Annotated in this window: 21 protein-coding genes and 1 pseudogene; 14 read left to right on the top strand and 8 right to left on the bottom strand. The window is 70.6% G+C overall.

The window, feature by feature from the left end:
• Positions 1-77 precede the first annotated feature (77 nt).
• From ACFQE5_RS16305 to ACFQE5_RS16290, 4 genes are all read left to right on the top strand, one after another.
• A complete protein-coding gene (locus ACFQE5_RS16305) occupies positions 78-536 on the top strand; it encodes an Lrp/AsnC family transcriptional regulator (RefSeq protein WP_379586278.1) in 459 nt (152 codons plus the stop codon).
• A gap of 170 nt (positions 537-706) precedes the next feature.
• Entirely contained in the window at positions 707-1,021 is a 315-nt protein-coding gene (locus ACFQE5_RS16300; RefSeq protein ID WP_379586041.1) for an ATP-binding cassette domain-containing protein, read from the top strand.
• A gap of 91 nt (positions 1,022-1,112) precedes the next feature.
• Positions 1,113-1,445, top strand: a complete 333-nt coding sequence (locus ACFQE5_RS16295; RefSeq protein ID WP_379586039.1) for an ABC transporter permease subunit — start codon at positions 1,113-1,115, stop codon at positions 1,443-1,445.
• 25 nt (positions 1,446-1,470) lie between these two features.
• The gene (locus ACFQE5_RS16290; protein ID WP_379586038.1) at positions 1,471-1,950 is read left to right on the top strand and encodes a nuclear transport factor 2 family protein; all 480 of its coding nucleotides are present in this window, start codon (positions 1,471-1,473) and stop codon (positions 1,948-1,950) included.
• Positions 1,951-2,003: 53 nt separating this feature from the next.
• Here the strand turns inward: ACFQE5_RS16290 and ACFQE5_RS16285 are convergent, their stop codons facing one another.
• The 3 genes from ACFQE5_RS16285 to ACFQE5_RS16275 all read right to left on the bottom strand — a co-directional run bounded on the left by ACFQE5_RS16285 (position 2,004) and on the right by ACFQE5_RS16275 (position 3,948).
• The gene (locus ACFQE5_RS16285; RefSeq protein WP_379586036.1) at positions 2,004-2,798 is read right to left on the bottom strand and encodes an inositol monophosphatase family protein; all 795 of its coding nucleotides are present in this window, start codon (positions 2,796-2,798) and stop codon (positions 2,004-2,006) included.
• A 238-nt stretch (positions 2,799-3,036) separates the two neighbouring features.
• On the bottom strand, positions 3,037-3,525 hold the full coding sequence (locus tag ACFQE5_RS16280; RefSeq protein ID WP_379586034.1) for a pyridoxamine 5'-phosphate oxidase family protein: 489 nt from the start codon (positions 3,523-3,525) through the stop codon (positions 3,037-3,039).
• A gap of 3 nt (positions 3,526-3,528) precedes the next feature.
• Complete coding sequence (locus tag ACFQE5_RS16275; protein ID WP_379586032.1) at positions 3,529-3,948, bottom strand: RidA family protein; 420 nt, start codon at positions 3,946-3,948, stop codon at positions 3,529-3,531.
• A gap of 219 nt (positions 3,949-4,167) precedes the next feature.
• Between ACFQE5_RS16275 and ACFQE5_RS16270 the strand changes: the two genes are divergently transcribed.
• Positions 4,168-4,866 (top strand): GntR family transcriptional regulator, encoded by a 699-nt coding sequence (locus tag ACFQE5_RS16270; protein WP_379586030.1) that lies wholly within the window; start codon positions 4,168-4,170, stop codon positions 4,864-4,866.
• Positions 4,867-4,876: 10 nt separating this feature from the next.
• On the opposite strand, the gene ACFQE5_RS16265 is transcribed toward ACFQE5_RS16270, so the two are convergent.
• Complete coding sequence (locus tag ACFQE5_RS16265) at positions 4,877-5,734, bottom strand: isocitrate lyase/PEP mutase family protein (RefSeq protein ID WP_379586028.1); 858 nt, start codon at positions 5,732-5,734, stop codon at positions 4,877-4,879.
• 95 nt (positions 5,735-5,829) lie between these two features.
• On the opposite strand from ACFQE5_RS16265, the pseudogene ACFQE5_RS16260 reads away from it, so the two are divergent.
• Positions 5,830-5,898 (top strand): annotated as a pseudogene (locus ACFQE5_RS16260) (hypothetical protein); the annotation flags it as partial.
• 145 nt (positions 5,899-6,043) lie between these two features.
• Here the strand turns inward: ACFQE5_RS16260 and ACFQE5_RS16255 are convergent.
• Together ACFQE5_RS16255 and ACFQE5_RS16250 are read right to left on the bottom strand one after the other, a co-directional pair.
• On the bottom strand, positions 6,044-6,562 hold the full coding sequence (locus ACFQE5_RS16255; RefSeq protein WP_379586026.1) for a LeuD/DmdB family oxidoreductase small subunit: 519 nt from the start codon (positions 6,560-6,562) through the stop codon (positions 6,044-6,046).
• On the bottom strand, positions 6,559-7,827 hold the full coding sequence (locus tag ACFQE5_RS16250; RefSeq protein ID WP_379586024.1) for a 3-isopropylmalate dehydratase large subunit: 1,269 nt from the start codon (positions 7,825-7,827) through the stop codon (positions 6,559-6,561). Before ACFQE5_RS16250 ends, ACFQE5_RS16255 begins: the two co-directional genes overlap by 4 nt.
• Before the next feature lie 199 nt (positions 7,828-8,026).
• Here ACFQE5_RS16250 and ACFQE5_RS16245 point away from each other — a divergent pair, with 199 nt between their 5' ends.
• The 6 genes from ACFQE5_RS16245 to ACFQE5_RS16220 are packed head-to-tail and all read left to right on the top strand — an operon-like array spanning position 8,027 to position 16,919.
• Positions 8,027-10,084 carry an oxidoreductase gene (locus tag ACFQE5_RS16245; protein ID WP_379586022.1) on the top strand — a complete coding sequence of 686 codons (2,058 nt, stop codon included), beginning with the start codon at positions 8,027-8,029 and terminating at the stop codon, positions 10,082-10,084.
• Positions 10,084-10,485, top strand: a complete 402-nt coding sequence (locus ACFQE5_RS16240) for a nuclear transport factor 2 family protein (RefSeq protein ID WP_379586021.1) — start codon at positions 10,084-10,086, stop codon at positions 10,483-10,485. Before ACFQE5_RS16245 ends, ACFQE5_RS16240 begins: the two co-directional genes overlap by 1 nt.
• Entirely contained in the window at positions 10,482-12,551 is a 2,070-nt protein-coding gene (locus ACFQE5_RS16235) for an oxidoreductase (RefSeq protein ID WP_379586020.1), read from the top strand. Before ACFQE5_RS16240 ends, ACFQE5_RS16235 begins: the two co-directional genes overlap by 4 nt.
• A gap of 23 nt (positions 12,552-12,574) precedes the next feature.
• The gene (locus ACFQE5_RS16230) at positions 12,575-13,219 is read left to right on the top strand and encodes an isochorismatase family protein (RefSeq protein ID WP_379586019.1); all 645 of its coding nucleotides are present in this window, start codon (positions 12,575-12,577) and stop codon (positions 13,217-13,219) included.
• Positions 13,216-15,264, top strand: coding sequence for a hydantoinase/oxoprolinase family protein (locus tag ACFQE5_RS16225; protein WP_379586018.1), 2,049 nt, complete (start codon positions 13,216-13,218; stop codon positions 15,262-15,264). The genes ACFQE5_RS16230 and ACFQE5_RS16225 overlap by 4 nt, the downstream gene beginning before the upstream one ends.
• Complete coding sequence (locus ACFQE5_RS16220; protein WP_379586016.1) at positions 15,261-16,919, top strand: hydantoinase B/oxoprolinase family protein; 1,659 nt, start codon at positions 15,261-15,263, stop codon at positions 16,917-16,919. The genes ACFQE5_RS16225 and ACFQE5_RS16220 overlap by 4 nt, the downstream gene beginning before the upstream one ends.
• Positions 16,920-17,332: 413 nt before the next feature.
• Here the strand turns inward: ACFQE5_RS16220 and ACFQE5_RS16215 are convergent, their stop codons facing one another.
• Positions 17,333-18,745 (bottom strand): selenium-binding protein SBP56-related protein, encoded by a 1,413-nt coding sequence (locus ACFQE5_RS16215; RefSeq protein WP_379586014.1) that lies wholly within the window; start codon positions 18,743-18,745, stop codon positions 17,333-17,335.
• A gap of 125 nt (positions 18,746-18,870) precedes the next feature.
• Between ACFQE5_RS16215 and ACFQE5_RS16210 the strand changes: the two genes are divergently transcribed.
• Positions 18,871-19,473, top strand: a complete 603-nt coding sequence (locus ACFQE5_RS16210; protein WP_379586013.1) for a helix-turn-helix domain-containing protein — start codon at positions 18,871-18,873, stop codon at positions 19,471-19,473.
• A gap of 81 nt (positions 19,474-19,554) precedes the next feature.
• The gene (locus ACFQE5_RS16205) at positions 19,555-20,256 is read left to right on the top strand and encodes a type 1 glutamine amidotransferase (protein ID WP_379586011.1); all 702 of its coding nucleotides are present in this window, start codon (positions 19,555-19,557) and stop codon (positions 20,254-20,256) included.
• On the opposite strand, the gene ACFQE5_RS16200 is transcribed toward ACFQE5_RS16205, so the two are convergent.
• The coding region (locus ACFQE5_RS16200) for an APC family permease (protein ID WP_379586009.1) at positions 20,229-21,816 on the bottom strand (1,588 nt) is incomplete at its 5' end. The genes ACFQE5_RS16205 and ACFQE5_RS16200 overlap by 28 nt on opposite strands.

Raw genomic sequence — 21,816 nt, 5'->3', positions numbered from 1 at the left:
GATTAGGCGATGAAATCCAGACAAGACGAGAACTTCTTCGCTCAAAGCCGCCCTATCAGCACAGAATGTCCATCGACATGTTGCCCGGGCGGAGGGATCGTGGACAGGTGGACGAGATCGACAGGGCGATCCTGCGAGAGCTCACCCGCGACGGGCGGCTGTCCGTGCGGGCGCTGGCCGAGCGGGTGCGCATCTCGCGCGCCAACGCCTACGCCCGGCTCGAACGTCTCACCGCGTCAGGCGTGCTCACCGGGTTCACCGCACTGGTCGACCCGGTCCGCAGCGGCCGCGCCACCTCGGCCTACGTCACCTTGTCGGTCCGGCAGAACTCGTGGCGCGAGGTCAAGGATCGGCTGCGCCAGATCCCCGAGGTCGAGCACATGGCTCTCGTCGGCGGTGAGTTCGACGTCATCCTGCTCGTGCGCACCGCCGACAACCAGGCCCTGCGTCACGTCGTCCTCGAACGACTCCAGGAGATCCCCGGCGTACTCGGCACCCGCACCTTCCTCATCTTCGAGGACCTTCCCAACCGGTGAGCGGCCTGCGTGCGGACCGGCCGCGCCCGGACCGCACGCCGCGCGACCGAGATCGGGTCCGGCAGGGTCTTGACTAGCAATCTTATGTAACAAGAACATCGGACGATCTATCGAGTGCGGGTGCACGTCTGCCCGCCGGTCTCCACAGTGCTGCGATCCGGAGGAGAGCCGTGTCGAGCGAAGCGATCGGTACCGTGACGGTCTCCGAACCCGGCGTGACCCGCCGTCCCGCGCCGGCCGTCGAGCTGCGGGGGGTCTCACGCGTCCACCGCAACGGCGCCCGCACCCAGGTCGTCGTGCGCGACATCGACCTCGCGGTGGCCCACGGAGAGTTCGTCGCGATCGTCGGCCCGTCGGGCTGTGGCAAGTCGACGCTGCTGGGTCTCATCGCCGGCGTCGACGCACCGACCGCCGGCGAGGTCCGCACGCTCGGTGGTCCACCGGCGTCGGCGCGGCCGGAGGTGGGCTTCGTCTTCACCCGGTAGTCGCGGTGCTGCTCGGGTTCAGTCTCGCCGCGAAGGTCGCCAATGTCGCGTTCGTGATCGTGTTCCTCGTGGTCGCCACACGATCGCGGGGTTGGCCGAGACCGACCGCGAGGTGCTGGCCCACGTCCGGATGGTCGGGGCCGACCGGCTCCAGGTCGCCCGCCACGTCTACGCGCCGTCGGTCGCGATCTGGCTGCTGGCTGGCAGCCGGGCCAGCGTCGGGTTCGCCTTCCAGGCGGTGATCGTGCCCGAGCTGATCGGCTCGGCCTCCGGCCTCGGGCATCTCGCGGCGGTCGGCCAGGGCCGGTTCGACATCGACATCGTGTGGCCGGCGGTGCTGGTGATGGTCGCGGTCGCCGTGGCGCTCGATGGGCTGCTGGCGCTCGCCGCGCGGCGTGTGTCGCGCTGGCGCACCGACACCTGAACCGAGGGAACGCGAAGGAGCGGGAATGGACGATCGACGAGCGATCGAGGACGTACTGGCGCGGTTCATCTACGGGCTCGACCGGCTCGGCTGGGCGCTGGTCGAGACCGCGCTGACCGAGGACTTCCGTTACGGCTTCAAGGAGGCCGACGCCGCGCGCTGGGTGTGGTTCGAGGGCCGCGCGGAGATGGTGCGGCGGATCCGGCCGATCGTCGAGGCCGCTCGCACCTTCCAGCACATCTGCCCGAACCCACTGATCGAGTTGGCAGGCGATGCGGCAACGCTGCTGGTCAACCACATGGCCTACGAGTGGCAGGACGGGCCTGCCGACAGGCCGCCGCAGATGCGGATGCTGGCCGGGCGCTGGGAGGGGCACCTGCGCCGCACGTCCGAGGAGGGTTGGCGGTTCACCGGGGTGGTCTTCGATCCGACGTTCCTCTTCCCGTGGGCGGACGACCTGCGGGCGTTTCCGCCGCGCGGGCCGGCGAACGGGGTCGCCTGGTAGTGGTCCCGGCCGCCGATGCCGATGGAACGGCGTGTGGAACGGCGGCGGAAGGTCTACGGGGGCGTCCCGAGGACCTTCAGCACGTCGGCGTGGAGGGTGGGCGCGGCGGCGAGGAAGCTGGTCGAGGTCGGGTGCCACGGATTGCCGTCGGCATCGGTGACGATCGCGCCGCCCTCGCGGGCGATCAGCGCGCCCGGTAGCAGGTTGTTGGCGTCCTCGCCGTACTCCCAGAAGGCGTCCACGTGCCCGGAGGCGACCTGGGCGATCTGCAGGGAGGTCGGGCCGAGGTTGCGCACGGCCAGCGTGTGCCGCAGCATCGCCGTGAGCGAAGTACCTGCGCGCTCGGGTTCGGTGTTGAACGGGGGCTGGCTGGTGCAGACCAGCGCGGCCGCCAGCTTTTTGCGCGAGGCGGTGACCGGGCGACCGTTCAGCCTGGCTCCGCCGCCGATGATCGCGGTGTACAGCAGGTCCAGCCGCGGCATCCACAGCACCGCGAGAACGGGTTCCCCGTCTCGCACGAGCGCGATCGACACCCCCCAGTACGGCAGCCCCTGGAGGAACTGCACCGCGCCGTCGATCGCGTCGCAGACCCACATCTCGCCGTCCATGGCCACGACCGGACCGAGCTCGTCGTCGGCGGATACGGCCTGCGGGCGGATCGCGCCGAGCCTTCGGCGAAGCAGCGCCGCCGCGGGGTCGTCCACGGTGTGGAATGCGGCCAGGACCGCGGACATATCGTCGGCGGCCACCGGGGTCGAGGAGTGCCGCGCCTCGACGTGGGCGCCGACCTCATGAGCGACCTCGACGGCCTGCGGCAGCAGTTCCTGATACTCGCTGTGCCCGTTCATCTCCGACTCCTTCCTTCTCGCCTCTGTTGTGAGCTGTGAGCATCAGGAGTGCCGTCTGCGCGACCCATGACGTCCCCTGCGGACCGGAAGATCACGGGTGTAAGGCGCCTCATCGAAGTCCGATGCGACGGATCCGGATTGTTGCGGAGCGGGCGATGTCTGCGAGACGTTGCCTCGGCTCAGTAGAGCTCCCGGTACAGCGAGGCGCTGATCGCACCGATCTGTTCGACAACTCAGGTCATCCATCCGGACGTGGTCCTTGAGCATCTGCGACATGCTCGGCAACGAGCTCGTGTCGGGCCACCCTTCGGCCGACCAGAGGAATCCGCGGATGGCGGCCCGGCCGCAGTGCAGATGCGCCCGCCGGACGGTGACCGTCACTGCCAACAGCGGCACCTTGCCGTCGATGGCCATGTTCTCCAGCAGCCGAGCGTCCGTGCTGACGAACGCGATTGCCGGGCCGCTCCGGGATCGCGAGGGTGCGCTCGTCGAGGACCTGCACGAAGCCCGGCCGATCGCCCCGAGGGCTGACGTCCACCTCGCCGCGCGCATTCGCTGTAGCCAGGCACAGAAAAGGGGAGTGCGCGATGAACGCGCGGCAGTGGTCATCGATTCGGTCAATGGCCTTGCGCTTGACCGGAGGCGTGGGTTCGCCGACGATCGATCGAATCGTGGCCAGGGCCACGCCCTGCTCGCCGCGCCCGGCCGGCCGACCCTCGTTGCTCATCGTTCAGCCAACCTTCGTGACGGATCCGGCTACCGCGATCACGTCGATCTCCAGCAGCAGCTCGGGAATAGCGAGTGCGGAGACCTCGACGATCGTGTCGGCGGGATAGGGCCGTCCCCACCGCTCGCGAAGCTGCACCACCTTGCCGAAGTTCGCCGCCATGTCGGTGAGGTAGATAGTCACCTTGACGACGCGATCCAGGCCGGAGCCGGCCGCCCGCAGAACGTTCTCGATGTTGTCGAGTGTCCCGGCCGCCTGAGCCTCGAAGTCTCCGATGCCGACGAGCTGCCCCCTCTCGTCAATGGCCCCCTGACCGGACAGACAGATCAGATCGCCGACCGTGTAGCCCGCGGCGATCCGAGAGGGCTCGAGCGGGTCCGGGTCGATGGCGATACGCCGGGCGAGGACGCGGTCGGCGGGCATCTGCTCGTTGTCTCCTCCGAGGTGTACGGGAACGGCATGCGGGCGCACGCACGTCACTGGATCGCGAGAGCACCTGATCACCGATCATTATCGTAGGATGAAATGAGCGGTCAACCTCGCAGTGCAACTCATCGCCTCCCCCTGGGCCCGGGCTTTCGTCGGCCCCGAGCTTGCTACGCTGGATTGTCTGATCTTCTCGACTGACGTATGTGAAGTGCCGTGACCGGGTTCGTCGTGGAGGCTCGAGTGGACACGCTGGCGGCGAAGGGCCAGAACGGGTCGGCAGTGCTGCAGGTCGCCGAGGTGATTCGGGAGCGGATCAAGCAAGGGATGCTCGGGCCGGGGCACCGGCTGGTGGAGACCGATCTGACCGGCGAGTTGGGCGTCAGCCGGGGTTCGGTGCGTGAGGCGTTGAGCCGGCTCGCGGCGGAGGGCCTGGTCACGGTCGAGCCCTATCGCGGCGCGATGGTGCGCAAGATGACCCGGCAGGACGTGGAGCATCTCTACCAGGTGCGGGAGGTGCTGGAGGGTCTGGCGGCTCGGCTCGCCGCGGTGCGGATGGGCGAGCCCGCCGCGCGCAAGCGGGTCACGGCGATGCTGCGCGCGATGGAGCGATCCCACCCTGCGGAGGATCGCCAGGGCTACCTGGAGGAGAACACCCGGTTCCATCAGCTGATCGTGGAGCTGGGAGGGAACCCGCTGGCCGCCGAGACGCTGAGGACGCTGAGCACGCAGATCTACCGCTACATGGTGCGCAACCTGCTGGACGCCCAGAGCCGAGTGCGCTCGTGCAAGCAGCACATCGCGGTGGCGAACGCCGTGCTCGCCGGCGACGGCCCGAAGGCCGAGCGGCTGATGCGCCGGCACGTCCGGGCGAGCGGCGAGGAGGTTCTGAAGATCGTGGACGCGCTGGGCTGAGCCCGCGCGGTCAGTCGACGGCGAAATCGGACTCCAGTCGCAGCCAGCGGCTCAGGCCGACGACCTCGAACATGTCGCGCGGCGAGAGCCCGTACCGCAGCAGCGGTGCGTCCGAGCCGGTGGCGAGGACCTCGGCCGCGGCGTCGCGCATGGCTGCGATCGCCGGCATCAGCGCCAGTCCGGGCACGAGGATGAGCCGGAAGCCGAGCTCGTCGAGATCGGCCGCGGACAAGGACGGGCTGCGTCCCCCGGTCGCCAGGTTGTACATCTTGAGTCCCGGCACCGTGGCGGCGATCTCCTCGACCTCCTGGCGGCTCGTGGGTGCCTCCACGAACGTGACGTCGGCACCCGCGTCGTGCGCCCTGGTCGCGCGCACGATCGCATCCTGGACGCCGTGCACCGCCAGGGCGTCGATACGTGCGATCAGCAGGGTTGCGGTACCGTCCAAGGCTCGTCGGGCCGCGCGCAGCTTGGCGATGAACTCCCCGGCCTCGGTGACCTGCTTGCCGGTCAGATGCCCGCAGCGTTTCGGGAAGGTCTGATCCTCCAGGACGATCGCGTCGGCCCCGGCCCGAGCCAGGTCCTCGCAGGTGCGGGTCACGTTGAGCGGGTTGCCGAACCCGGTGTCGGCGTCGACGATCACGGGAACGCGGGCCCGCCGGGTCAGCGCCGCCGTGGTGTGGAGCAGTTCGCCGAAGGACAGCAGGCCGAGATCCGGAACCCCGGCCGCGGCCATGGCCACGCCGGCGCCGGAGAGCGCCAGGGCGGGGAAGCCGGCCTCCTGCATGACGGCGGCGGAGAGGCAGTCGTAGACACCGGCGGCGAGCACCGGGCCGGTGGCCAGCAGCTGGGCGAGGTCGGCGGTCATCAGAGTTGCGCCGGGAGACCGCTCGCGTCGGCGGGCGGAGGAACGGCGCACCCTCCCTTCGCGAAACTGTCGGTAGAGCGTGGACGGGTGCGGGCGTGCGGTTCCGGAGGAACCCCACCCGCGCGCAGAAGACGGGCCTGCTCGGCCACTGCGGGCACGCCCGGTTCGTGTGGAACCTCACGGCCGGGCGGGCCGTGACCGCGCGGGGAGGCCCCGGGAGCGAGGGCCGGCGAACCGCGAACCTCAGCACGGCGAACCCTCCTCGGTTGCGTAGGAGCTGGAATCCCCCGCCGCAAGGCGGGGAGGACGTCAACAGTTCGTGGTGTTGGTCAGCAGCAGCCCCTCGGCTTCGAGCTGCTCGATCAGCCCACCGGCGGCGAGGATCTGGCGCAGCTCGGTCGCCCACGGCCGACCGGCGAGCTGGGTGCCCCGGGTCAGGTTGTGCACGGTGCCGGTGGCCAAATCGAAGCCGGCCTCCTCGCCCTCTGCGAAGGCGCCCGCGACGCCCGGGCACTCGAGCGCGGGGAGGCCGAGATTGACGCAGTTGCGGAAGAACAGGCCGTTGATGGATTCGGCGATGACCCCACCCAGGCCGAGCCGACGCAGGACCTTCGCGGCCGGGCGGCTCGAGCCGGTGCCGAAGTTGCGGCCGGCGACGATGAGGTCCCCGGGACGGACCCGCTCGACCCAGCCGGGACGATTCGCCTCGAAGACGTGCGACACCTGCTCCTCGATCGGCAGCAGGACGACGGGGGAAGGCTGGATGAGGTCGGTGTTGATGTCGTCGCCGAACAGCCAGACTCGGCCGCGGGATCCGGCGGAGCTCACGCCGGCACCGCCTTGGTGACCAGACCGCGGGGATCGGTGATCTCTCCGGAGGCGGCCGCCGCGGCGACACTGGCCGAGGAGCCGAGGTAGATATCGGCGTCCGGGCTGCCCATCCGGCCCTTGAAGTTGCGGGTACTGGAGGAGATGCACACTTCGCCCGCGGCGAGCGCGTTGACGAACCCCGCGCACATCCCGCACGACGAGGTGGTCACCAGCGCACCGGCCTCGGAGATCGTCCCGAGCGTGCCGTCCCGCAGCGCCTCCCGGTAGATCTCCTGCGAGCCGGGGGTGACGACGAACGTGACGTCCGGATGCACGCGCCGGCCGCGCAGCACGTCGGCAACCGACCTCAGGTCGGCCAGCGTGCCGTTGGAACAGGATCCGACGAAGGCGCGGTCGACCTTCGTCCCGGTCACCTCGCCGACCGGAACGGTGTTGCGCACGACGCTGCCGGGCAGGCCGATCATCGGCGTGACCTCGGCGAGGTCGAACGTGCGGACGCTCCGATAGATGGCGTCCGGGTCGGGCAGGACGACGCTGCCCATCTCGTGTCCGCGGGCCCGCAGATGCGCGGCGAGCACCTCGTCCGGTTCGCACAGGGCGAACTCGGCACTGACCTCGGCGCACATGGTCGTGAGCGTGCGGCGCTGGTCCATGTCGAGTGCGGCCAGGCCCGGCCCGCCGAACTCGACGTTGAGCCCGACGTGGTCGCCGTGTCGCCCGGCGAGATCCAGGAACGCATCCTTCGCGCTGACCACCGGGTGGAGCCGGCCGGTCAGCTCGTAGCGGACGGTCTCCCCGACCTGGAACCAGGTGTAGCCCTTGGCGAGCACGTAGATCAGCTCGGTGGACCCGACGCCGCGCGCGGCGCAGTTGAGCGCCCCGCCGCTGCACGTGTGGCTGTCGGTGCAGACGAGCAGTTCGCCCGGCCGGGCGTACGGCACGTCCGCGATCACCTGGTGGCAGATGCCCTGCCGCGCGCCGACGTCGTGGAAGCGCCGGATACCGCTCCGGTTGACGAACTCGCGACCACGCGCGAGAAACGCCGCGGCCTGCTTGCTCGGCGCCGGTACGACGTGATCGAAGATCACCGCCACCTTCTCCGGGTCGTGGACCCGCTTCGGCTCGGCCCACATGCCGTCGTAGAAGTTGAGGTCGAGCACCACGGCCATGTCGACGGATACCACCGCGATGTCCCCCGGTCGGACACGATCCTGGCCGGCGTGTCCGGCCAGGATCTTCTCGGTCATCGTTGCGCCGCTCATGCTCGCATCGCCCTCCTCGGAAAACACCGCTAGCGCCTGACAGTATCGTCCGACAATAACGCGCCAGCCAATCCCGCGGCCAGTCACCCCGAAGGTCTTGACGGGTCCTAGATTGTCCGACACGATCGTCCATCAACGGTCGCACTCACACCGGCGGCCGCATGTCAGGTGATCGAGGCAGACCCCGGAGGCATGGCCGGTGAACCGCTACCCGAACCTGTTCAGCCCGCTCGACATCGGGCCGGTGCGCGTCCGCAACCGCATCATGCAGTCGACGCACACGAAGGGTTACGGCAAGGACGGAACCGACTCGCAGCGCACCATCGACTACTACGTCGAGCGGGCGCGCGGCGGGGCCGGGCTCCTGTTCACCGACGCGCACCTGGTACATCCCACCTCGACGGTCGGGATGACGCGGAAGACGTGGGGCTTCCTGCCCCGGTCGCGCGACTTCGACCGCCGCCTCACCTCGGCCATCAAGGAACACGGCGCCGCGGTCTTCACCCAGCTTGTCCACAACGGCCTCAACGCGAGCGCCGACGCGGCCGACGACCTGCGCGTGACCTGGGGGCCGTCCGCGGTCAAGTCACCGATGTACGTGGAGACGCCGAAGGCGATGGAGCTCGAGGACATCGCCGAGGTGGTCGAGTGGTGGGGACGCACCGCGGAGTACTGCCGCGACGGCGGCTTCGACGGCGTCGAAATCCACGTCGGGCACGGATACCTGCTGCACCAGTTCTGGTCGCCGATCTACAACCGGCGTACCGACGACTACGGCGGAAGCTGGCCGAACCGCACCCGGCTCACCCGAGAGGTGCTCGCCGAGGTGCGGCGCCGCACCGGGCGGGACTGGGCCGTGGGCGTGCGGCTGACCGCCACCGACTACCTGCCGGGCGGCATCTCCGTCGAGGACGCGGCGCGCTTCGCCGCCGAGCTGGAGGCCGACGGGGACATCGACTTCGTCAACGTCACCGCCGGCGACTACTTCGACTTCTCCCTGCAGAACTCGCCCTCCGACATCCCGGACGGCTACAACGTCGAACTGACCGCCACGATCAAGGCGGCGGTGACGCGGCTCCCGGTGTTCGTCGTCGGGGGCATCAAGAACCCCGCGCACGCCGAGCGGATCCTCACCGACGGCAAGGCCGACATGATCGCGATGACCCGCGCGATCCTGGCCGACCCGGAGCTGCCGAACAAGGCGGCGAGCGGGCGGGAGGACGAGATCACGCACTGCATCCGAGCCAACCAGGGCTGCATGTCTCGGCTGCTCAAGGGATTCCCCGCCGGGTGCACGGTGAACCCGGCCGCGGGCCGGGAGGGCCGGCTCGGGGCGGCCACCCTCTCCCCGGCGCCCCGCCCGACGCGATGGCTCGTCGTGGGCGGTGGGCCAGCCGGGCTGCGGGCGGCGACGGGGCTGGCCCGTCGCGGGCACGACGTCACCCTGTGCGAGCGCGACGAGCGCCTCGGCGGGCAGGTCAACCTCATCGTCACGACGCCGGGCCGCGACAGCTTCGCCTGGATCGCGCGGGACCTGGAGGCACAGGCCCGCAGGGCGGCCGTGACCATTCGGCTGGATCAGGAGGTGACGCCGGAGTACGTGCGCGCCGGGGGCTACCAGAACGTGCTGGTCGCCACCGGTGCCGCGCCGTCGCGCACCGGCTACTCGCCGGCGAACCCGGCGGCCGCGGCCCTGCCCGGAGCCGATCAGGCCCACGTCGTCACGGTGTGGGACGTGCTGCTCGGCACGCGACCGATCGGCCCCCGCGTCCTCGTGCTCGACGACGAGGGAACCCGGTACGCCGCCGGGGTGGCCGAGGTGCTGCTCGACCAGGGAAGGCAGGTCGAACTGGTGACCCCGTTCCCGAGCCTGCTCCCCGCGACCATGCTGACCATCGACATGTCCCCGCTCTACCAGCGCCTGCTGCGCAAGGGACTCGACTACCGGCTCAACTCCTGGGCGCTCGAGGTCGGTCCGCGGTCCGTGCGGCTGATCAACCTCTACACCGGCGCGCGGGAGGTCGCCGACGGGATCGACACGGTGGTGCTCGCCACCGGCCGGCAGGCCGACGACGCACTCTACCTCGCGCTGAAGGGGCAAGTGCCGAACCTGCACCGGATCGGCGACTGCGTCGCCCCGCGGAAGGTGGACCACGCCATCTACGAGGGTGAGCTGGCCGGTCGTGAGCTGTGGGACCCCACGGAGCGCTACATCTACGACGGCGACCTGGAACACCTGAAGGAGGTGCCGGTCTGATGCCAACGCAGGCCGACCGCGACTTCTACATCGAACGGCTGCACGAGGTGCTCGGAAAGCTCGACCGCTTCGATGTGGACGGAGCCGTCGCATGCTTCACCGACGACGCGGAGCTTGTGATCGAGACCGACGGTCTCCGCGTGCGCGGCAAGGAGGCGATCCGGGCCGCGGTGACCGCGCTGTGCGCCGAACACGAGGTGCTCGAACACGAGCTCACGAGCATCGTCGTCGACGTGCAGGTGCGAAAGCTGGCCAGCGAACAGATCTATCGGGGCCGGCTCACCACCGGTAAGCGCAACGAGATGTTGAACTGCAACTTCCTCAACTTCGACGGCGACGGACGCATCAGCCGGCTCATCACCTGGCACGCGGCCTCCCACCGGGGAGGAGCCGGCGCATGATCCGCTACCCGAACCTGTTCAGCCCGCTCGACATCGGGCCGGTGCGCGTCCGCAACCGCATCATGCAGACTTGCCACTCCAAGCTGTACGCGCGCGACGGCGCCGACAGCCAACGCACCATCGACTACTACGTCGAGCGGGCCCGCGGCGGCGCAGGGCTGCTGACCGTCGACGCCCGAAACGTGGATCCGACCTCGCTGTCCGGCTTTTCCCGCGGGTACAACGTGGGCTACGACCCGCGTGGCCGGGTCATCGAGCGGCTGCTGACCCAGCAGGTGCACGACCACGGCGCGGCGGTGTTCACCCAGATCTCCCATTTCGGGCTGAACTCGGCGAGCGACGCGGCCGACGACCTGCGCGTGCTGCTCGGGCCGTCCGCGGTGAAGTCGCCGGTGCACGGCGAGATGCCGAAGGTGATGGAGATCGAGGACATCCACGCGGTCGTCGACGCCTTTGCGCGCACGGCCGAGGCGTGCCGGGACGGCGGGTTCGACGGAATCGAGATCCATCTGGCCCATTCCTACCTGCTCCACCAGTTCCTGTCGCCGCTGTACAACAAGCGCCCCGACGACTACGGCGGCAGCTGGGAGAACCGGACCCGGTTCGCCCACGAGGTGATCGCCGCCGTCCGGCGACGGACCGGGCACGACTGGACGGTCGGGGTGCGGATCTCGCTGAGTGACTTCATCGACGGCGCCCTCGACATCTCCGACGCGATTCGCCTGGGCCGGGACCTGCGGGAGCGCGGCGGGGTCGACTTCCTGTGCACGACCGGGGCGTGCTACCACAACCTGTCGAAGGCGGCCGAACCGTCCGACGCGCCGGATGGCTACCTCGCCGATCTGGCCGCCCAACTGAAGCGGGGCGTACCCGGCATCCCGATCTTCGCGGTCGGCGGCATCAAGGACCCTGTCGATGCCGAGCAACTGATCGCCACCGGCCAGGCCGACATGGTCGCGATGACCCGAGCGCTGCTCGCCGACCCGGAGCTGCCGAACAAGGCGGCAGCAGGACGCGAGGACGAGATCGTGCACTGCATCCGCGGCAATCAGGGCTGCATGGCCCGCGTCGTGCGCAGCCTGCCCGCCGGCTGCACGGTCAACCCGGCGGCCGGGCGGGAGGGCCGGCTCGGCGCCGGAACCCTGGTCGCGGCGCGGCAACCGGAGCGGTGGCTCGTGGTCGGCGGCGGCCCGGCGGGGATGCGGGCCGCGGCAACCCTGGCGCGGCGCGAACACCGGGTCACCCTCGCCGAGCGCGAGCCCGAACTGGGCGGGCAGGTCCGGCTGATCCTCAAGACCCCGGGACGAGAGACCTTCGCCTACCTGATCGACGACCTGGTAGGACAACTGCGGACCCTCGGCGTCACCGTCGAGACGAATCGCGCGGTCACCGCCGAGGACGTGACCGCCGCCGGATTCGACAACGTCATCGTCGCCACCGGCGCCACGCCGGCACGTACCGGATTTTCCAGCGTCAATCCGCTCGTGGATCAGTTGCCCGGGGTTGGGCAGGACAACGTCCTCACGGTGTGGGACGTGCTGCGCGGCACGCGGCCGATCGGGCAGCGGGTCGTCGTCCTGGACGACGAGGGCACCCGCTACGCCGCCGGCGTGACCGAGGTGCTGCTCGACCGGGGCCACGACGTCGAGCTGATCACCCCGATGCACGCCCTGTGGCCGGGCACGGTCGGCACGCAGGACATGGCAACCCTCTACGGCCGACTCCTCGGCAAGGGCCTGCGGCACCGGCTGAACTCCTGGGCGCTCGCGATCGACGGCGACCGAGTCGACGTGGTGCACCTCTACATGCGCGCCGTCGAGCAGCTGACCGGCGTGGACACCGTGGTGCTGGCGATGTCGCGGCAGGCCGATGACGCGCTGTACCACGCGCTGAAGGGCCGGGTGCGCACCCTGCACCGCATCGGCGACTGCCTCGCGCCCCGCAAGCTCGACCACGCGATCTACGAGGGCGAGCTCGCCGGCCGCGAACTGTGGGACCCGGCCGACCGCTTCATCCACGAAGGAGACCTCGAGTTGCTCCGCACCACCGGCGTGGCCGCCGGATGACCACTCACAAGCCGGAGAACACGATGCCTGACGACCCGGGCCTCGACGAGCAGTACCGGCTCGGCGGGTTCGGCAACCGGATCGGCTTCGGTGCCTCGCCGGCGGTGCTGACGGTGGACATGTTCCGCGCGTTCACCGACCCCGCCTCGCCGCTGGCGTTGCCGGTCGATGACGTGGCGAAGAACCTCGCCACGCTGCTCGACGCGGCCCGCGCCGCCGGAGTTCCGGTGATCCACGCGGTCGTGCGGTACGCCTCGCCGGCCGAGGCGCCGGCGCTGATCCGCAAGAACCCGGTGCTGGGCACGCTCACCGCCGACAACCCGTTCCTCGACCTCGACCCGCGGCTCGGCCCCGCGCCCGGCGACGTGGTGCTGGTCAAGACCGGAGCGAGCGCGTTCTTCAACACCGCGCTGCAGCCGATGCTGACCGGGCTCGGCGTGGACACCCTGGTGGTGACCGGCATCGCGACCAGCGGCTGCGTCCGCGCGACCGTGGTGGACGCGATCCAGCACGGGCTGCGCCCGATCGTGCCGGCCGAGTGCGTGGGCGACCGGTTCCTCACCGCGCATCGGGTCAGCCTCACCGAGATCGATGCCAAATACGCCGACGTGGAGCCGACCGACCGCGTCCTGGCCTTGTTGGACGCCACGAAGGGAGACCGAGCATGAGGGTCGCGACCGATATCGGCGGGACGTTCACCGATCTGGCCTGCGTCACCGACACTGGCGAGCTGCGCCTGGAGAAGTCGTCGAGCACGCCCGGGCAGTTCGAGGTCGGCGTCGACGACGTGCTCGGCAAGACCGGGATCGCCCGTGGCGATGGCATCGAGGCGTTCGTGCACGGCACCACCGTCGTGATCAACGCCCTGCTCGAGCGGACCGGCACCGTGACCGCGCTGCTGACCACCGCGGGGTTCCGGGACGTGCTGGAGATCGGCCGGGCCAGCCGCCCCGACCTGTACAACTTCCGCTACCGCAAGCCGGAGCCGTTCGTCCCGCGGTACCTTCGCTTCGACGTCCGCGAACGCTGCGACGAGACCGGGGCGGAGCTCGAACCGCTCAGCGTTGCCGACTGCGAGTCGGCCGTCGCCGCGGCCCGCGCCGCCGGGGCGAAGGCGGTGGCGATCTGCTTCCTGCACGCCTACGCCAACCCCGATCACGAACGGCGGTGCGCCGAGGTGGTGCGGCAGCTGTGGCCCGAGGCCTTCGTGACGATGTCGCACGAGTGCACCCAGGAGTGGCGGGAGTACGAGCGGTCGAACACCGCCGTGCTCAACGCCTACGTCCAGGAGACCGCCTCGACCTACCTGGACAGGCTCGAACGCCGGCTGGACAAGCGCGGCATCCGCCGGTCCCTGTTCGTGATGCAGTCCAACGGCGGGATGGTGTCGTTCCCGCACGCGCGCGAGCTCCCGATCAAGCTGGTCGAGTCCGGACCGGCCGCCGGGGTGATCGCCGCGGCGACGCTGGGCGAGCGCTCCGGCCGGCCGAACGTGATCACCCTGGACATCGGCGGGACCACGGCGAAGACCTCGCTGATCGAGAACGGGGCGGTCCGGCTCACCACCGACTACCACGTGGACTGGGCGCCGGACCGAGCCGGCTACCCGATCAAGACGCCGGTGGTGGACATCGTCGAGATCGGCGCCGGCGGGGGCTCCATCGCCTGGGTCGGCGACCCCGCCCGGCTGGGCCTGGGCCCGCGCAGCGCGGGCGCGGTCCCCGGGCCGGCCTGCTACCCGGACGGAGGAGCCGAGCCCACGCTCACCGACGCGAACCTGGTGGCCGGGCGGATCAACCCCGACTACTTCCTCGGCGGCCAGATGACCGTCTCGGTGGAGCGCGCCCGGCAGGCGCTGCAGACCGTGGCGGGTCCGCTCGGTATGTCCGTCGAGGACGCCGCGCTGGGCATCATCCGGCTGGCGAACGCCAAGATGCTCAACGCCATCAAGCTCGTCTCGGTCCGCCGCGGCTACGACCCGCGGGACTTCTACCTGATGGCGTTCGGCGGCGGCGGCCCGCTGCACGCGGTGGCGCTCGGCAGCGAGCTGCGGGTGCGCGGTGTGATCATCCCGCCGGCGCCGGGCAACTTCTCCGCGGTGGGCATGCTCCTGACCAACCTGCGCGCCGACTGGGTCCGCACCCGCCTGCTGCCGGTCGCCGAGGAGTCGGCATCCGCGATCGGCGAGGTCTGGGACGGGCTGGATGCCCAGGCACGCGCCTACTTCGCCCGCGAGGGGGTGGCCGCCGACGCACTCACCCTGGTCCGGTCGGCCGACATGCGCTACGCCGGGCAGGAGCACACGGTGAACGTGCCGATCGCGCAGGGCCAGGCGAGCGCGGAGATCCTCGAACGGTTCCACGAGCTGCACGAGCGGTCCTACACGTTCCGCCTCGGCGCGCCGGCCCAGTTCGTCAACTTCCACCTGACCGCGCTCGGCCCGGCGCAGCGCGAGCTGTTCACCCCCGCCCCCACGAGCGATACCGACCAGCGCGGCGCCCCCACCCACCGGCCGGTGCTCTTCGACGGGCTCGGCACGGTGCCGACGGCGATCCACCGCCGCGCCGCGCTGCCGCCGGGCACGGTGATCTCCGGGCCGGCGGTCATCGAGGAGGCGGGCTCGTCGACCGTCGCCCACCCGGGTCAGACCGTCACCGTCGACGACTGGGGAAACCTCGTCATCGAGTGGCACGGGCGCAAGGAGGAAGCGTGAGCACGCAGTTCGACCCGTTCGATCTGGAGATCATCACCGAGCACCTCGCGGCTACCACCGACGAGATGTTCGCGACCACGACCCGGACCGCGCAGAGCGCGATGATCTACGAGGTTTTCGACTTCTCCGTCGGCATCACCGACGTCGCCGGCCAGCTGGTCGCCCAGGGCAACGGCCTGACGATCCTGTTGCGCATCTTCGGCGAACGGGTGCGCGCGACGCTGGCTCAGTACCCGCTCGCGCAGCTCACCGACGGCGACATCATCATGACCAACGACCCCTACGGTCCCGGCGGGTCGCACCTGAACGACATGACCCTGGTGATGCCGGTCTTCGTGGACGGCGAGGTCGTCGCCTTCACCTGCAACCAGGCGCACTGGGCCGACGTCGGCGGCAAGGACCCGGGCAGCGTGTCCGTCGATGCCGCGGACATCTTCCAGGAGGGCCTCCAGCTGCCGCTGGTGAAGATCTTCAAAGCCGGGGTGCTCGACGACGAGCTCGCCCGGATCCTCTCGGCCAACTCGCGGCTGCCCGCCGTCGCCATGGGCGATCTGCACGCGCAGGCCGCGTCGGTGCGCACCGGCGCCCGCCGGATCAAGGAACTCTGCGCCAAGTTCGGGGTCGCTGCGTTCAAGGCCGCCGTGGGCCGGTCGATCGCCGAGACGGCCGAGCTGGCTCGCGCCCAGCTGCGCGGCATCCCGGCCGGCACCTACCGCGCCGAGGACGTGATCACCTTCGCCGGGCGGCAAGCGCGCGTCTGCGTCGCGGTCACCGTCGACGAGCACGGCCTCACCTGCGACTTCACCGGGACCGACCCGCAGCTGGGGACGATGCCGGTCAACTGCGGCGGCGGCGGCCTGATGGCCGCGGCGAGCGTGGCGTTCAAGGCCCTGATCGGGCCCGAGGCCCGGGTCAACGAAGGGGTCTTCGCCCCGCTGACCGTGCACTGCCCGCCGGGCACGGTGTTCACCGCCAACGCTCCCAGTGCGCTGTCCATCTACTTCCAGGGCATCGCGCTGGCCGCCGATCTGGTGTGGAAGGCGCTGGCCGAAGCTGCACCGCAGCGCCTGCCCGCCGGGCATTTCCTCGACGCCGGGATCGTCATCGTCGCCGGCCCGTCCGACGGCCCCGGCGGCATGTTCATCATGAACGAGCCGAACCCCGGCGGCTGGGGTGCCGGCCACGGCTGCGACGGGCAGCGCGGCCTGGTCTCCATCCACGGCGGGCACACCCTCAACATCCCGGTCGAGGTGGTCGAACAGCGTTACCCGGTGCAGATCAACGAGTACTCGCTCGACACCAGCCCGGGCGGCGCCGGGCAGTGGCGCGGCGGCGAGGGCGTCGTGCGTGAGTACGGCATCCGCACCGACTGGGCGATGCTCGCCTCCCTGGGCAACAACCGCAGGGGTGCGCCCTGGGGGGTCGGCAGCGGCCAGGAGGGCACCCGCAGCCGCTGCGAAGTCATTCGCGCCGACGGCAGCCGCGAGGTACACCACGAAAGCGCGCGCATCCAACTGCACCGCGGCGACGTCGCCCGCCTGGTCACCGGCAAGGGCGGCGGCTGGGGCCCGCCCGCCGAGCGCGACCCGGCGCTGGTCGGGTCGGACGTCCGCGACGGTCTCGTCCCCGCCGCCGAGGCACCGCCGGCGGGTTAGGGCTGCCCCGTAGCACATGACCGCCCGGGGAGGGTCTCCGTGATCGATCACCGCGCCCTGGAGGAAACCCTCGCCCGCTTCATCTGCGGCGTGGACCGGCTGGACTGGCCGCGCCTGGAGAGCACCCTCACCGCCGACTTCCGCTAGGCATCAAGGATCCCTGCGGCGGCCCACCCCGCGGCCACGCCGCCCGCACCCCTGGGAGGCAGCATGCGATTCGTCCTCGTCCGCGGCGCCGCCCCGGGTGGCGGCCACGGTCCCCGCAGCTGCCAGACCGGGCGGGCCACCACGAGCGGTCCAGGAACCCCCGCACCGCGGCCGTGGTGTTCCTCGCCGGTGACGCGGGCGGCTACATCACCGGCCAGACCCTGGCCGTGGACGGCGGGATGACGATCACCTGAGGGTCGTCGGGATCAGGCCCGGTAGCAGTAGGAGTCCGAGGACGCGTCACCCCCCTGCAGCCGGATCTGGTGCGGGCGCAGGCCTCGGAAGTCGTCGCCGTGCGGGAAGAACCGCTCGTCGATGCTGATCCCGCCGCCGGGATCGGCGTCCAGCTTCACCATCCAGGCGCCGACCCCGTCGGGGTAGAACTGGTCGTCCCAGGCGCCGTACAGGGAGTTGGTGAAGTAGACGCGCCTGCCGTCCCTACTGACCTCGACCATCTGCGGGGCTCCGGACAGCGGGGTGTCCGGATCCGCCGGGTGTGCTCTGCGCTCCACGATGCCGCCCAGCCGGACGGAGCCGGACTGCCGCGGCTGTGCCGGGTCGCTGACGTCGAACTGCTTCATCTCGCCGGTGCCCCAGCAGGCGACATAGAGGAACCGGTCATCCACCGACAGGTCGATGTCGGTGACGATCGGCGGCACCGCGCCGAACGGTTTGAGCGCCGGGGGCAGCAGGTCGGGGTCGGCGGGTTCGGCCGGGATCGTGATCACCTTCTCGACCTTCCACTCGCCGTCGCCGCGGAACCAGCGCCACACCGAGCCGGAGAGGTCCTCGGTGGAGACCACGACGCCCAGAAAGCCCCAGGTGGCCTCCGGGTCGTGCGAGGGCCGCACCTCCAGCGCCATCTGGTGCTGCGCCCCCAGGTCCACCCGCTGCTGGTGCACCCCCTTGTCCAGGTCCCAGAAGTGGATCGCGTGCCCGTACTTGCCGCCGAGCAGCAGTTCGGGCACCAACCCGTTCTCGATCATCGACGGGCTCCCCCACTCGCTGCTGATCAGCACGTTCTGGTTGAGGTGCCACCAGGCGTCGTAGTGGAAATGCTGCGGGCCGCGGTCGGTCTCCCAGGCCCGCAGCACATCGAAGGTGCTGTGGTCGAGCAGCGCGATACCGCCCGGACCGTCGTCGTCGCCCTCGCCGCCGCCGAGGCAGGTCAGGAAGACCCCGTCGGGGCCGCAGTGCAGGGTGTGCGGCCGCGAGTGCCCGGCCTTGCTGGACAGCTCGTGCGCGTCGATCGTCTTGACCAGCCGCGGTGAGCGCGGGTCGGGCTGGATGTCCAGGACGTAGATGTTCGACGAGCGCAACCCGGGCACCAGCAGGTGGCGCCGGGACAGCCCGTCCATGCCGTGGCCCTCGTGCTTGAGCGCGCTGCTGCAGGCGTTCCAGCCGAAGTGGTGCAGCTCGTCGCCGTACCCCGGCATCTCGGTCCAGCCGACCACCTTCCCGTACGTCGGCGAGTCGGGCTGGACGTCCACGACGGTCATCGCGTCGTGCCGCTCCGCCGCCCGGTCGAAGGCCACGACGTAGGCCAACTCCTCGGCCGGCGCGGCGGCGGCTTCGGCCGCCGAACGGTAGAAGGTGGGGTCGGTCGCTGGGTGAGCCATCCGAACCTCCTCGTCAAGGACCGGCAATGGATGGTGGCCAGAGTCCTCTTCCGGCAGCCCGTGCGCAACGATCGTCATGCGGGTTGAATCCCCAGGTAGACACATCTGCACCTACGATCGGGGTTATGTCCCAGACGGAGAACGAGGACCACAGGGCGATCGAGACGATCATCGCCCACCAGGTCCGCGGCTACCGCAGGGCCCGGGGCGTGTCGATCACCGAGCTCGCCCGGCACACCGGGATCTCCAAGGCGATGCTCTCCAAGATCGAGAACGCCCAGACCTCGTGCAGCCTGTCCACCCTCTCCCGGCTGGCGAACGTCTTCGAGGTTCCCGTGACCGCGCTGCTTCGCGGGGCGGACGCCGAGCACGAGGCCGTCTACGTCCCGGCCGGGCACGGGGCCCAGATCGTGCGTCGGGGCAGCAACGTCGGCCACCTGTACCACCAGCTCGGGACGCTGCGCGGGCAGCACAAGCGGATCGAGCCGCTGCTGGTGACGCTGTCCGAGGCGACCGAGGTCTTCCCGATGTTCGAGCACCCGGGCACGGAGTTCATCTACATGCTCGAGGGCAGCATGGTGTACGTGCACCGCGGCGCGCAGTACAAGATGCGGCCCGGCGACGCCCTGCAGTTCGACGGTGAGGGCCCGCACGGCCCGGTCGGGCTCATCGAGCTGCCGGTCCGCTTCCTCAGCGTCATCGCCTACGGGCACATCCGGACCGAGTAACGCACACTCGACCGACCGACCCTCTCACCGTGGTGTTCAATGTCGAGTAGCAGTGAACCTTACGAGAGGTGGCGGTCGGTCATGGGCGGCGACGTCCGGGTTCTGTTCATCGAGCACCAGGACGACTGTCCGCCCGGGTACCTCGGCGAACGCGCCGCGCAGCGCGGCTTCGAGGTCGACGTGGTGCGCGTGCGGGACGGGAACCTGCCGGATCCGCGGGGCTACTCCCTCGTCGTACCCCTCGGCTCGACGGATGCCGCCTACGACGACACCCTGCCCCATCTCGCCGCCGAGTCCGCGCTGCTGGCGGGCGCCATCGAGGCGGGCGTCCCGGTGCTGGGCATCTGCTTCGGCGCCCAACTGCTCTCCCGGGTGCTCGGCGGCGTCGTCGCGCCGCTGCCGTCCGGACCCGAGATCGGGTGGCTACCCGTCGACACGCTGGAGTCGGAGCTGGTGGCGCCCGGTCCCTGGCTGGTCTGGCATCTGGACACGATGAGCTGCCCGCCCGGTGCGACCGCGATCGCGCACACCACCGCGGGCCTGCAGGCCTTCCGGTACGGCCCGCATCTGGGTGTGCAGTTCCATCCGGAGGCCCCACCGTCCAGTGTGGAGTCGTGGTCGCGCAGCTACGCCGCGACGCTGACGGCACTCGGCCTCGACCCGGCCGAGCTCGCGGCCCGGACGAGCGCGCTGCAGGACGACGCGCGCGCCCGCGCCCATGAGCTGTTCGATCGCTTCTGCGCCCGCAGCCTCGGTCACGTTCCCGCCGAGGCGAGCAGCTGACCGATCACCACCATCGCGACCCCGCCGACCAGGACCAGGTAGGGCAGCACCCCGGCGCGCCGCGCCGGCCGGGCCGCCCCGCCCGCCGGATCGGGCAGGTCCAGATCGGCGTACATCGACGCCGGGAACCGGCCCTTGTCCTGGACGAAGTGGCGATAGCAGAACACCGGGACGATCAGGGCCGCCGCCACCAGCCCGGACCACAGCGCTCCCGCACCCCACACGTTCGCGCCCCAGCCGAGCAGCAGCGCGTTGACGAACGCCAGCACCGTGCCGCCCGCGATCAGCACGGTGGGCGCGCGGAACGGCCGCGGCGTGGCGGGGCTGTCCACCCGGTGCAGCCATCCGGCGTTCAGGTTGAGGAAGTTGAAGATCATGTAGCACACGGTCGAGCAGGCGAGCACGAACACGTAGTCGCTCATCAGGAGCAGGATCAGGTTGAACCCGAGGTCGGTCCACATGGCCCTGGTCGGGGCCCCGTGCCGGTTCGCCGTGCCCAGGTACCGGGGCAGCCACCCGTCGCGCGAGCCCTGGAACAGGGTGCGCGACGATCCCGCCATCGTCGTCATGATCGTCAGCAGCAGGGCGAGGATCAGCATGACGACGAGCAGGCTGCCGACCACCGCGCCCCCGCCGACCAGGCTGGTCATCGCCTCGGCGACGCCGGTCCCGTCGACGATGCCCGGCGCGAGCAGCCGCTCGACGCCGAGCGCGCCCTGGAAGCTGACCGGGACCAGGATGTAGATGGCCAGGCAGACAAGGCCCGCCGAGAGGATCGCCCGGATGGTGTCCCGGCCGGGGTTCTTGAACTCCGCCGTGTAGCACACCGAGGTCTCGAACGCGTAGGCCGACCATGCGGCCAGGAACAGCCCGCCGGCGAACAGCGTCCAGCCCTCGAGGTTCCAGGCCCCGCTGATCGGGACGAACGGGGTGAAGTTGGCCTTCACGACGTCCCCGGTCAGCAGCGGCACGATGCCGACCACCAGCAGCGGGATGAGCACCGCGAGGCCGATCACGGTCTGCACCCGTGCTGCCCGCAGGATGCCGTGGTGCTGCGCCGCGAACACCAGCAGGAGCAGGGCCACCGCGATCAGGAACTGGGCGTTGAGCCGCAGCTCCAGCCCCTCCTTCACCCCGCTGAGATCGACGAGCGTGACGTGCCAGGTGTTGATCACGGCGTCGGGCGGGAACAGCGCGGTCAGCACGTATCCGGCCCCCAGCCCGGCCCCGATGGCCAGCACCGGCGACCAGGCCAGCCAGTTGCACCAGACCGACACCGGCGCGACGAACTTCGAGTAGCGGGCCCAGGCCATCGCACCGTAGACGGACGCCCCGCCCGCCTTGTTGGGGAACAGTCCGGCGATCTCCGCCCAGACGAACGCCTGGATCAGGCCGAAACTGATCGACACCGCCCAGACCAGTGCCGACGGCGCTCCGATCGTCGCCGCGATGCTGCCGATGGAGAACAGCACCAGCGCGGGGACGCCGCTGGCGAGCCAGAAGGCCCCCCGCCAGGTCAACGTCCGCTGCAGGCTGCCTCGGTCCTCGAGTACGTCCGCG

Source organism: Pseudonocardia hispaniensis (assembly GCF_042658695.1).
GTDB lineage: Bacteria > Actinomycetota > Actinomycetes > Mycobacteriales > Pseudonocardiaceae > Pseudonocardia > Pseudonocardia hispaniensis.
This window is presented reverse-complemented; position numbering and strand designations above follow the sequence as displayed.

What these genes read in the sequence shown, in the direction of transcription:
- ACFQE5_RS16235 (WP_379586020.1), top strand. Translation starts at nt 10,482, where the DNA reads ATGATCCGCTACCCGAACCTGTTCAGCCCGCTCGACATCGGGCCGGTG.
- ACFQE5_RS16280 (WP_379586034.1), bottom strand. Translation starts at nt 3,525, where the DNA reads ATGAGCAACGAGGGTCGGCCGGCCGGGCGCGGCGAGCAGGGCGTGGCC.
- ACFQE5_RS16250 (WP_379586024.1), bottom strand. Translation starts at nt 7,827, where the DNA reads ATGAGCGGCGCAACGATGACCGAGAAGATCCTGGCCGGACACGCCGGC.
- ACFQE5_RS16205 (WP_379586011.1), top strand. Translation starts at nt 19,555, where the DNA reads ATGGGCGGCGACGTCCGGGTTCTGTTCATCGAGCACCAGGACGACTGT.
- ACFQE5_RS16275 (WP_379586032.1), bottom strand. Translation starts at nt 3,948, where the DNA reads ATGCCCGCCGACCGCGTCCTCGCCCGGCGTATCGCCATCGACCCGGAC.
- ACFQE5_RS16290 (WP_379586038.1), top strand. Translation starts at nt 1,471, where the DNA reads ATGGACGATCGACGAGCGATCGAGGACGTACTGGCGCGGTTCATCTAC.
- ACFQE5_RS16215 (WP_379586014.1), bottom strand. Translation starts at nt 18,745, where the DNA reads ATGGCTCACCCAGCGACCGACCCCACCTTCTACCGTTCGGCGGCCGAA.
- ACFQE5_RS16210 (WP_379586013.1), top strand. Translation starts at nt 18,871, where the DNA reads ATGTCCCAGACGGAGAACGAGGACCACAGGGCGATCGAGACGATCATC.
- ACFQE5_RS16225 (WP_379586018.1), top strand. Translation starts at nt 13,216, where the DNA reads ATGAGGGTCGCGACCGATATCGGCGGGACGTTCACCGATCTGGCCTGC.
- ACFQE5_RS16265 (WP_379586028.1), bottom strand. Translation starts at nt 5,734, where the DNA reads ATGACCGCCGACCTCGCCCAGCTGCTGGCCACCGGCCCGGTGCTCGCC.
- ACFQE5_RS16230 (WP_379586019.1), top strand. Translation starts at nt 12,575, where the DNA reads ATGCCTGACGACCCGGGCCTCGACGAGCAGTACCGGCTCGGCGGGTTC.
- ACFQE5_RS16305 (WP_379586278.1), top strand. Translation starts at nt 78, where the DNA reads ATGTTGCCCGGGCGGAGGGATCGTGGACAGGTGGACGAGATCGACAGG.
- ACFQE5_RS16285 (WP_379586036.1), bottom strand. Translation starts at nt 2,798, where the DNA reads ATGAACGGGCACAGCGAGTATCAGGAACTGCTGCCGCAGGCCGTCGAG.
- ACFQE5_RS16240 (WP_379586021.1), top strand. Translation starts at nt 10,084, where the DNA reads ATGCCAACGCAGGCCGACCGCGACTTCTACATCGAACGGCTGCACGAG.